General features: G+C 64.5%; 7 protein-coding genes. 4 read left to right on the forward strand and 3 right to left on the reverse strand.

Annotation, left to right across the window (positions count from 1 at the left end; genetic code table 11):
* Positions 1–24: 24 nt before the first annotated feature.
* Positions 25–1,095: a recombinase RecA gene (gene recA / locus ACZ5B4_RS12285; protein ID WP_464911523.1), complete on the reverse strand. Its 1,071-nt coding sequence runs from the start codon at positions 1,093–1,095 to the stop codon at positions 25–27.
* 380 nt (positions 1,096–1,475) lie between these two features.
* On the opposite strand from recA, the gene ACZ5B4_RS12290 reads away from it, so the two are divergent.
* On the forward strand, positions 1,476–1,661 hold the full coding sequence (locus tag ACZ5B4_RS12290; protein ID WP_464911524.1) for a hypothetical protein: 186 nt from the start codon (positions 1,476–1,478) through the stop codon (positions 1,659–1,661).
* Positions 1,662–2,120: 459 nt separating this feature from the next.
* On the forward strand, positions 2,121–3,839 hold the full coding sequence (locus ACZ5B4_RS12295; protein ID WP_464911525.1) for an FAD-dependent oxidoreductase: 1,719 nt from the start codon (positions 2,121–2,123) through the stop codon (positions 3,837–3,839).
* Between the two features lie 25 nt (positions 3,840–3,864).
* Here ACZ5B4_RS12295 and ACZ5B4_RS12300 read toward each other — a convergent pair whose 3' ends face one another.
* Positions 3,865–6,162: a COG1361 family protein gene (locus ACZ5B4_RS12300; protein ID WP_464911526.1), complete on the reverse strand. Its 2,298-nt coding sequence runs from the start codon at positions 6,160–6,162 to the stop codon at positions 3,865–3,867.
* Between the two features lie 412 nt (positions 6,163–6,574).
* On the opposite strand from ACZ5B4_RS12300, the gene ACZ5B4_RS12305 reads away from it, so the two are divergent.
* The gene (locus tag ACZ5B4_RS12305; protein WP_464911527.1) at positions 6,575–7,156 is read left to right on the forward strand and encodes an HD domain-containing protein; all 582 of its coding nucleotides are present in this window, start codon (positions 6,575–6,577) and stop codon (positions 7,154–7,156) included.
* Between the two features lie 165 nt (positions 7,157–7,321).
* A complete protein-coding gene (locus ACZ5B4_RS12310; RefSeq protein ID WP_464911528.1) occupies positions 7,322–9,454 on the forward strand; it encodes a thioredoxin domain-containing protein in 2,133 nt (710 codons plus the stop codon).
* Positions 9,455–9,534: 80 nt separating this feature from the next.
* On the opposite strand, the gene ACZ5B4_RS12315 is transcribed toward ACZ5B4_RS12310, so the two are convergent.
* Positions 9,535–11,439, reverse strand: a complete 1,905-nt coding sequence (locus ACZ5B4_RS12315) for a DUF4914 family protein (protein WP_464911529.1) — start codon at positions 11,437–11,439, stop codon at positions 9,535–9,537.
* Positions 11,440–11,467: the final 28 nt, after the last annotated feature.

Raw genomic sequence — 11,467 nt, forward strand, 5'->3', positions numbered from 1 at the left:
CGCCGGCACCGCCGCAAGCGGCGTTCAATCGCCCGCGTCGGTGTGCAAGGCGACGGGCAACTCCAAAATCTTCCGTCGCAGCTCGTCCACCAGCTCGGGATGCTCCTTGAGGTATTCGCGGGTTCGCTCCCGGCCCTGTCCCAATTGAAGCTCCCCGTAACGGAACCAAGCCCCGCTGCGCACGACGAGCTTGCGATCCACGGCCAGGTCGAGTACGTCGCCCTCCAGGCTGATGCCCGAATCGTGCAGCATATCGAACTCCGCCACGCGAAACGGCGGGGCGACCTTGTTTTTCACCACCCGCGCCTTCACGCGTTGGCCGACCACGGTCTCGCCTTCGCGAATCTGCCCGACGCGGCGGACGTCGATCCGGCAGGAAGCGTAGAACTTCAGCGCGCGGCCGCCGGGCGTGGTCTCCGGCGAACCGAACATGACCCCGATCTTTTCCCGGATCTGATTGATGAAGATCACCGCCGTCTTGGCCTTGGAAATCGCGCCGGTAAGTTTGCGGAGCGACTGACTCATGAGCCGGGCTTGCAACCCCACGTGCGAATCGCCGATCTCGCCCTCCAATTCCTTCTGCGGGACCAAGGCGGCCACGGAATCGATCACGATCACGTCCACTGCATTGGAACGGATCAGCATCTCGGTGATGTGCATCGCCTCTTCGCCGCTGGACGGCTGGCTGACCAGCAGCGTATCCAGGTCCACTCCCAGCTTCTTGGCCCAGGATGGGTCGAGGGCGTGCTCGGCGTCGATGAAGGCGGCGATGCCGTTCTGCTTTTGAGCCTGGGCCACCACGTGCAGCGCCAGGGTCGTCTTACCGCTGGACTCGGGCCCGAAAATCTCGATGATCCGTCCCCGCGGAATGCCTTGACCGCCCAGGGCGATATCCAGCGACAGGCTACCCGTCGAAATCCCCTCGATGGCTTCGGTCTTGCTCGCTCCCAGGGGCATGATGGCCCCCTCGCCGAACTGCTTTTCGATCTGCTGGAGCGTCGTCTTCAACTCAGGACTGTTGTCGAACACGGCGGAGACTTTAGAAGAGGCCGCCTCCGAATTGCCCTCCGATCTGCCGCTGGATTTTTTTGCCATGGGATACCTCCGCCGGGCTGAGTAAGAAGTCCGTCTGCTTTCTCGCACGCAGTATAGCAGAAAAAGGGTCGCGGTCGGGATGGCGGCTGCCTGTCGCCGAGTAGGTTCGGACACGGCTCCGCCTTCGATGATAGAAGATTATAAGCGGGAAGTCCTACCCTCCGCGACCTGCCGATCAGGGCACGCATTTCGGTGACACGACGCGGCGGCGGCAGCAGCGCCACGGGAATCGCCGCGTCGCCTCGCACCGCGAAACAAAGACCGGTTCGGGAAAACTCATCGACGAACGGCTGCGTACCGGTATAATGGAGCTAGAGTGATCAGGGCCGGCGCGCACCCTGATCGTCCCGCTGACGGCTGGAATTTGGAAGGAGTTGACCTTGTTAACCGAACAACAGGTGGCTCGTAGTTGGAGTACGTTGTTCAAGGGTACGATCACGGAAAAGACTTTCGAGAAGGCGGAATCCCTCCTCCGATCCCTGCGTCCGGAAAGCCCGCTCCGCCATCGCCTGGCAAACGAATTGAACGAAATCCGTAAGCGTCATCTCCAACAGTCGAACGCTTGATTCGACGAATTCTCGTCGGTCCCGCGGAGAGAAGGCGAGGATAGGCTCGGATTGTTCCCTCGGCGGAACCGCGTCCCTCGTAATGCTCGGCGTTGTCGCCGGGTCGCATCGCACGAGCGTCGGCCGCCTCGAGCATGGGTCTGGGATCGCCGCTTGAGCCGCGAATCCCCTCGCTTTGGCCATGCCATCCCCATGCTTGGACGGGGCTCCTCTAATCGAAAGCGGGGAACAACCGGAGCCGACCGCTGTCGCCCGGGTTGTGCCCGTGCTTCAGCGTTTCTTGGCATTGATTCCCAAAGGCCCTCGCGGGGCTGATTTCCCGTCTCGGCGAAATATAATGAGGGGTCGCACGGGAGCTGCAAGGCCCTTTCCGATCGCGTCGTCCGCTCAGGGGCCGTTGCCCGCAGGGGATCGACGGGCGTGCGTTGCGTCGGCCGGTAATTTCCTAGGAGGATCGCGATGAAGTGGAGGCGGGCACGAGCATTTCCGGTCGTAACCTTGATGTGCGCGGTGATTTTCCTTTCCGGGACGTGGTCGGCCGATCCGCGGTGGGCGGCGGCTCAGGAAACTCAGGAAACACCGCCTGCCGGCGACGGCGCCGGTGAGGCTCCGGTTTATGACGTCGTCATCTACGGCGGCACCAGCGCCGCGGTGACGGCCGCCGTACAGACCGCCAAGATGGGCAAATCGGTGGTGATCGTCAGCCCCGACAAGCACCTAGGCGGACTGTCCAGCGGCGGTCTGGGATTCACGGACACCGGCAACAAGGCCGTCATCGGCGGGTTGAGCCGCGAGTTCTACCACCGGGTTTGGCTTCATTATCAGCGGCCCGAGGCGTGGAGATGGCAGTCGAGGGAAGCGTTCGGCAATCGCGGCCAGGGCACGCCCGCCGTGGACCGCGAGTTGCGCACCATGTGGGTCTTCGAGCCGCACGTGGCCGAAGGCATCTTCGACGACTGGCTCAGGGAACACGCCGTTCCGGTCTTCCGCGAGGCCTGGCTGGATCGCGAGCGGGGCATCCAAAAGACCGGCCGGCGGATCGATGCGATCACGACCTTGGACGGCCGGACCTTCCGCGGGCGGATTTTCATCGATGCCACCTACGAAGGCGACTTGATGGCGGCCGCGGGCGTCTCGTACGCCGTCGGGCGAGAGGGCCGGGAAACGTACGGCGAGGAATGGGCGGGTGTTCAGACCGGCGTCTTCCACCACGCCCATTACTTCAAGAAGCCGGTCGACCCCTACGTCGTCCCCGGAGATCCGTCCAGCGGCCTGTTGCCGCGAATCAGTCCCGATCCTCCCGGCGAGAAAGGTCAGGGCGACCGCCGCGTGCAGGCGTACTGCTTCCGCATGTGCCTCACCAAGCATCCCGAAAACCGCGTTCCCTTCTCCAAGCCGGAAGGCTACGATCCCTCGCAATACGAGCTGCTGCTGAGGGTCCTGGAAACCGGCTGGCGGGAACTGTTCGTCAAATACGATCCCATCCCCAACGCCAAGACCGACACCAACAACCACGGTCCCTTCAGCACGGACAACATCGGCTACAACTACGACTATCCCGAAGCGTCGTATGAGCGACGTCGGGAAATCATCGCCGAGCATGAACGCTATCAAAAGGGATTGATGTACTTCATGGCGAATGATCCTCGTGTGCCGGAAGACGTTCGCCGGGCGGTCGGGGAGTGGGGCCTGGCCAAGGACGAATTCACGGACAACGGCCATTGGCCGCACCAGCTCTATATCCGCGAGGCACGGCGGATGATCGGCCGGTTCGTGATGACCGAGCACGAGTTGCTGAAGAGGCGGCCGACCCCGGAATCGGTGGGAATGGGCTCCTACACTATCGACTCCCACAACGTGCAGCGGTACGTCACGCCCGAGGGATTCGTGCAGAATGAAGGCGACATCGGGGTGCCGCTCCGGCCCTACCAAATCGCTTACGGTTCGCTAACGCCCAAGGTCGAGGAGTGCGAAAACCTGCTGGTGCCGGTTTGCGTCAGTTCCTCCCACGTGGCATACGGATCCATTCGCATGGAGCCGGTGTTCATGATCCTGGGGCAATCGGCGGCCGCGGCGGCCGTACTGGCGATCGACGGCGCTACCGCGGTGCAAGAGGTGGATTACGCGGCCCTCCGCGCTCGACTCTTGGCCGACGGGCAGGTGCTGGAATATCCCTAGGCCCAAGCGGGATCGCCGACCGCCGTCACTGATCGGTGAAGATTCGCGTGCTCTCCTCCTTGGTGACGGGAAGCTGCATGTCGTCGCTGAGCAATTGCACACGCACGCGGTGATCTCCCGGCGCGGCGGCCTGGACGCGGAGGCGATAGGTCACCTCCGCCTTGGGCGGCAGACGCGGCAATTTCTCGAAGAGCACTTCGTCGCCGTTCGCACTATGAGCGGTGGGGCCTTCCGCGCCGATCAACCTCATTCCCTCCGGCAGCACGGCCGCCAACTGGATACTCTCCGCGGCCTTGGTCCCTTGGTTGACGACGCGGATCTCGTACGCGGTTTCGCGTCCCAGTTCCACCGGATCGACCGTATCGGCGACCTGGAAGTGGATGGCGGCGATCCCTTCCACCTCGACCGGCAGGACGTTCTCGGCGACCAAGCCGAGGTCGGCTCGGGCGGCACAGGTCAGGTTTTGCGTTCCCACCGCAATGGGGACTACCGTCAACTCCACCGTGCCCTGCTGATTGGTCGGCAACTCTTCCAAAAGCCAGTGCACGCCATGGGTGGTGGAATCGTACGATCCTGCGTTGTTGGCCGATACGAACTGCATTCCCCCCGGCAGTGAAGCGGTCAGGTGGACATTGCGGGCCGGCGCGGTGCCGGGGTTGCGGATCGTGATCCGGTACGTCGTTTGGCGATCGAGGAACCGCCGCGTCGCCCCCTCGACGAGCAAATCCAATTGCGGCGCACGAACTTGGATAGGCGTGCGCTCTTCCACCCGCAGGTTGCCTTCCGCCCGTGCCACGAGCAGATTGCCCGCGGTCCCCGGCCGAACGGCACGCAGTTTCAACTGTACCTCGCGCGTCTCGCCGGGGCGAATGTCCCCGAGCCAGTTCTCCAGGTCCGTGCCCGCCGGATGCTGCAACTCGGTGGGAACGTGCTCCTCCAGCACGACACCGGTGGCGGTGCCGGATCCGGGGTTCGAAATCGTGATCAGCATCGTCACTTCTTCGCCGATCATCACCTGTTGCGGCATTTGCGCGCGAAGGACCAGTTGCGGCCTGGTGGCCGTGGTTCGAGCGGAGGCGGCCGTGATCACCGACAGCGTCGCCACGCTGCCGATCTCACCTTCCTGAAGCGGCATGACCTCCGTCTCCAGGATCCGTTCGTCTCCGGGAGCCAACGGCCCCAGCGACCATAGAATCTCGCCTTGAGGCCCTTGGACGGCTTGCGGCGTGGTCCGCATGATGCGCACGCCCCAGGGGATCGGATCGCGGACCTCCAACTTAGGCACCGTCAGCGCGCCGCTATTCCGAATGAGGATTTTGAAGACGGCGGGCTTGCCGACCTGAATCTCGCCGGGAAGGATCTTTTGCAGGGTCACTTGGGCGGTTTGCGGTCCTTCGAGGGACGTGTCGCCCGGCCGCGCCGTGCCCTCGGCTCCCGATGCCGCCGCGCCCCCGGCGGCGGGAGCGGCCGCGGCTTCCGTACCGGGCGTCCAATCAACGCCGTTCCCCGCCACGAGATCCCGCGGCGGAATCCGCGTGGCCGAAGCCGGCGGGTCTATGAGCGGCTGCGGAGGGGGAATGCCCGCGTCTGCGGAACTTCCGACTGACGATTGCGAACCGGGCACTCCGGAAGAGGAGGCCGGGGCTCCCCGGAAGAAGTCCGGAGCGGCGCCGGGGGCCGCCGAGCCGGGAAACGGAAGATCGCCGACGGCCGGACCGGGTGAAGCCCCGCTCGCAGCATCGCCGACGATACCGACGGGAGCGGATGATTGCGGAACGGCTCCCGCCGCCGGGCCCGGATCCGCTTCCGACGGTACCGGCAACGGCGCGGATGGGACGGTCGGCGCAAGTTCCCCACCGGGTGCCGCGGGGAGGCGGCCGTCCAATTCCAACGGTGAAATGGTCTCCGCCGCCTCGCCGGAGGTCGGGCGAATGGTCGTCGGGTCGGGCGCGCGGACCCAGGACGCCGTCGGGCTGCTAGTCCCCGCGGCCGGCACGCCCGCCGCATTGCCGGACGTCCGCAAGGGATTGTGCGGCACCGGCAGCGGTTTGGGCGTCGTTTCGGAAGCGGGTAAGGCCCGCGGAGGTTCACCCCGCGTTTCCGTACGGACGGGGCTCGGCGGAGCGGGGCTCGGCCGCAAGATATTAGCCGGCGCCGGGGCGAGCGTCGGTGTCCCGTGGCCCGCCGTACCGGAAGGCTCATTTCCCATCAGGGAGTGAATCAGGCCGAAGGAGGCCGCCGCCGCGAGCAAGACCACGCCCGGCGTCAGGCCGAGAAGGATGCGTTCCGAGCGGCGGGAAAGGCGGGAATGAATGACAGGCATCTTGGCACCTTCGTTCGTGAAAAATCGCCGAGGTGGGCCGGGAGCGTCCGCAACCGGCAACGCGCCCTCGCGGGACGCGATCGGCGGGCGGTCGTATCGACGGGCGTCATACCCCATCGCCCGGTCGGTCGCGTTGCTCGCACCCTTGACGGAACGCGGCCGCAACATCCCGGGAAACCCACGCGGGAAGTACATATCAAATGCCGTCGGGAAAGAAAAGATCGTTTCGCGCGAGCGCGATTCTCGGGCGTCGGCGCGAGGCGGAGTCGCCGATTTCGCCTTGCGGCGTCGTTGTCCGCCCGCCCGCGCGGTCCGATAATGAACGGGTACCGCATATCCGAGCGGCAACCATCGTTTTTCTCGCGCGGACGGACGGTCCGCGTACGGGACGGTGACACAAGGTTTTGCGCGCATGGAACTCTCGGATCGATTCGAGCAGGCCCTCTCCTGGGCGATGACCCTCCACGGGGAACAGAAGCGGAAGCTGACGGGCGTGCCGTACATCGGGCACCTGCTGCGTGTGTGCGGGACCGTGATGGAATACTCGGGCGACGAGGACGAAGTGATCGCCGCCTTGTTGCACGACGCCTTGGAGGATCAGAACCGCCCGGGGCTTGCCGACGAAATCGCGGAGCGCTTCGGCAGCGGCGTCGTGCACATCATCAAGCAGTGCAGCGACCGCGAGGAATCGCCGCCGCCCCCGTGGCGGAAGCGAAAAGAGGCCTTTTTGGAACGCTTGAAGACCGCCGATGCCTCGGTCCGGCTTGTCACGGCCGCCGACAAATTGGATAACGTCCGCAATCTCATCACTTCGTATCGCGTCTGGGGCGATCAGATTTGGGAACACTTCCGCGGCGGCAAGGAGGGAACCCTGTGGTACTATCGGGAGGCGGTCCGCGTGTTGCGCCGCGCTAGTGAAAACGCCCTCATCGTGGAATTGGAGCTGGCCGTCGGCGAGTTGGAGTCGCTGATAGCGGCGGGATCGACCGCTTGACGAGCCGCCGTGACCGCCGCGCGCAAACCGCCGGGCGGTATCGTGCCGGCCGGTCGGTGCGGGTCTTTCACGGGTTGGTTGTTCCTCCGGAGCCGCGTATGATGAGGGGTGGCCCGGGGCGAAGCGGGAGGCGGAGCCGTCCATGTATCGGGAAGCGAGCTACTCATGCCGAATCGGCTGATTCACGAAAAAAGTCCTTATCTGCGGCAACATGCCCATAATCCGGTCGATTGGTTTCCTTGGGGTGAAGAGGCTCTGGCCCGGGCGGCCGGGGAAAACCGCCCGATCTTTCTTTCGATCGGTTATTCGGCCTGCCATTGGTGCCACGTCATGGAGCGGGAGAGCTTCGAAGACGCGGAAATCGCGGCCTATCTCAACGAGCATTTCGTGTGCATCAAGGTGGACCGCGAGGAATTGCCCGCCGTCGATGCTTTGTACATGGAGGCGGTGCAAGTCATCACCGGTCACGGGGGTTGGCCGCTGTCCGTCTTTTTGACGCCGGAGTTGCGGCCGTTTTACGGCGGGACGTATTGGCCGGCCCGGCCGCGCGACGGGATGCCGGGCTTCCTGGACGTCCTCCGCGCCGTGGTCGAGGCCTGGGAAAAACGCCGCGAGCAGGCCATGGAACAGGCCGAGAAAATGGCCGTCTTGCTAGAGGACCTGTCGCAGTCCATTCCCGCCGCCGCCTCCGCCGGGCAGTCCGCCGCGGAACTTGCCGAGCGGACGTTGCTCCGCGGTTTCGACGCCTCGTACGGCGGTTTCTCGCCGGCTCCCAAGTTCCCTCATCCGTCCGTATTGAGATTCTTGATGCTCCGCGCCCGATGGTGCGGCTCCAAGCAGGCCGAGCGGATGGCCGCCGTTACGCTGGACGCCATGGCGGCGGGCGGGATCTACGATCACCTGGGCGGCGGCTTTCACCGCTACTCCACCGATCCCGTCTGGTTGGTCCCGCACTTCGAGAAGATGCTCTACGACAACGCCGTTTTGGCGCGGGCGTATCTGGACGCCTATCGGCTGTTTCGGCGACCCTTCTACGCCCAAGTCGTTCGCGAAACCCTGGATTACCTGCTCCGCGACATGCGGCATCCCGGCGGCGGGTTTTTCGCCTCCGAGGACGCCGACAGCGAAGGCGAAGAAGGCAAGTTCTATTTGTGGGAACCGGCCGAAGTGCTGGAGACGCTGGGACCGGCCTTGGGCGAACGGTTTTGCCGAGCCTACGACGTCAACCGACACGGCAACTTCGAGGGCAAGAGCATTCTCAACCGATTGCGGTATTTGGAGGACGGACGGTTCTCTCCGCCGCCCGACGAGGCGGAACACGACGAGGAACTGAACCGGGCACGCCGGCAATTACTGGCGCGTCGCAGCCTTCGCGTCCGACCGGGACGCGATGAAAAAATCCTTCTCGGGTGGAATGCGCTCGCGGTCGATGCGCTCTGTTGGGCGGGCGTCGTCCTTGAGGAGGATCGCTACGCCGATGCCGCGGCGGCCTGCGCGGAATTCCTGCTCGCCGCATTCGTAGCGGGAGAAAACCGGCTATGCCGAACGTGGTCGGAAGGCTTAGCACGCTTTCCCGCCGTGCTCGAGGATTACGCGGCCTTGTCCGTCGCCCTCATCAGCTTGTACGAGACCCAAGTCGACGAACGACGGATCGACGAGGCCGTGCGCTGGGTGGATGTGATCTTGTCGGCCTTCCGTGACCCGGCCACCGGAGCCTTTTTCCAGACCGCGCCGGAGCATCCCCACGTCTTGGTCCGCCGTTTGGATTTCTTCGATAACCCCACGCCGAGCGGCACGGCATTGACGGTGGAAGCCTTGCTCCGGTTGGGGCATTTGACGGGGGAATCGCGGTACCTGGAGGCCGCCGATCAGGCGCTTCAGGCATTGAACGGCTGGATGCGGCAATCCCCCATCGGATTGGGGCATGCCCTCTATGCGCGGCAACTCCGCGACCTGCCGTGGACGGAGTGGGTGTTCGTCATTCCGGAGGCGGGCGATGTTGCGCCGGCCCACGACCCCGCAAGCCCGTCGCAACGGCTCGATTCGGCCGAGGCCTGGCTCAGGCGGTTGCATCGGCATTATCCGGCCCCGTCGGTGACCGCGCTGCGGCGGGTCGATGAACAGGGCCGCCCCCTCGGGCCGGTCAGTCCGCATTTGGATCCGATCTTCGCGGGCCGTGCCGCCCGGGAAGGCGAAATCACGCTCTATCGTTGCCGGGGATTCCGTTGCGAGGAACCGGTCCACGGGGAGCAGGCGGTAGCGGCCGAGGTGGACCGCCGGGCGCAAGAAATCGCCTGATTCGCCGCGTGCGTCTTTATGCGACGGCGGGGACGACGCCGTGCCGCGGCTTACCGGAAGGACGTGCGCCCACGCGCGGATCAGCCCCCGTAGGGACTGAACGGGATGAACTGTTCGTAGTCGTGGACCGTGCCGTGATCCAGGCAACAGCGGATGATCCGGCGGCCGACGGGGTCCAGGCCGGGCGACTCCAAAATTCCTCGCAAGTGATCCGCGAAGAAACTATGGAGTATTTCCGCGCCCCGATCGTAGGCCTCCGGTCCGACCTCCGGCTGCGTGTCGACCTCCAGGAACCAGGAGGGAATCTGCGTTCCCTCGACCTGCATGAAACTGAGGGCGTATCCCAGGAGGGGGCATCGAGCAGGGCGGATCTGCTCGGGACGAAAGCGCGCGCCGCCTCGCCGGGCAAGGTATTCGCGAACCAACCACTGCGGCATGAAGCCGACCCTCCACGCGCCGATATGCTGATTGGGAATGAGCACGAATCGGGTGCCGGGGGTCTCGATAATCTGCCGCAAGAGGAGATTGGCTTGGTCGACGCGGCAACCGGTCGCGAACGGCCAGTAGGAACCGACGCCTTCGGATTGCAAGCCGGTCGTATCCGTGATGCTGGGGTTGGCGTACCCGCGGGGGGCCACCAACCGCCAAAGCCAGGCCAAGGCCGGCGGTAGAACGTGCATCATCCCAACGATGCCGTAGGTCGGCTTTTCCCGCGTGCAAGGCGGCGTACGAACGCCGAAGCTCCGCACATCGACGGCCACGGGTTCGTTCACCACGTGGGGAACAAGCCGGCGAGGAAGAATTACCCGCGGATTGGGGCACGGCTTGCCCGGTTCATCCTCCGTATGCTCCCAGATCAAGCAGGTCGCCTTGGGCACGGCGTGGATGTTCAGGAAGACCAAATTCGATCCCGGCGTCGTGGTAATCCGCTCCAAGTGCGGATCGGTCCCATAGGCCGTGATGTGGTCCACGCGGACGAACCAAGCCGTCTCCGCGTCGGTCACGATCAACTTGGTGTGATCCCGTTGCAGGGAGGGGTGGCAGAGGGCCATGTCGTCGGTGACCGGGTGCAGTTCGCAGCCCTGATTGAGGGTGATTCGCCGCTCGGACCCGTTCACGAGATTCTTGCCCATCAACAGTCGGCCGTCCGGTTCCCGATGGGGATACTCCAGCATTTCGCTCTTGCCGCCGCCGCTGGCCCCCTCGTGCATCAACGTCATGATGTTGTCGTACGGGGTCACGACCTGGACGGTGGAACCGTGCAGCGTCAGCCATCCCTCTTCCTCGCCCAGGCTGATGAGCACGCCGTAAACGCCTTTCTTCGCGCTCGGCCCGGGATACAGGTTCAAGGAGAAAATCTCGTGCAGCGACGCGGCGCGATTGTGAATGACGACTTGCTTGCCGCCGCACAACGTGTGGCGGAACGGCGGGGCCACGTAAACCACCGCACGCGGCAGAAAACTCTCCGGCATGTCCCGCGCCAAAATGCTCTCTTGCAACAGGGAAAGCCCCGCGGCGAAAAATGCGGCATTGATCGGGCAGACCAACAGAGCGGGAAAACCCAATCGCCGGCCGCCCGCGTAAAACGGCAGAATGATCAGCTCCTGCTCGGCCAGCCAGTCCAAGATTTGATTCCGAACCTCGGGAAAGGGTTGGGAGAATCGCTCGGTGAATCGGGGGCGGTCCGTGGGGCGGTCGTCGGCCACCACCATGCAGTCCGGGTCGCGGCGGCGGAGATAAGGGTCCGTGTAATTCACGGCCACCCCGTTGCGGCAGCGGACGACGGTGGCCTCGCAGACCGGACCCTTGCCCGGAACATCGAACACCACTTCGTTGTAGTCGCGATCCGGTCCACCCAAAGCAAGATCGACCAGCTCTTGCGAAGTCTCCGGTAGAATCACCCGGGTCGCCTCTTGCAGCAAGCGGAGCACCTCGGGCGGTCCCACGATCCGATTTCCGATCTCGCTTTGGAATGCCACAGCCATAATGTCACCTCGATTTCGTTACTCTCTT

The organism is Thermogutta hypogea (assembly GCF_055386265.1).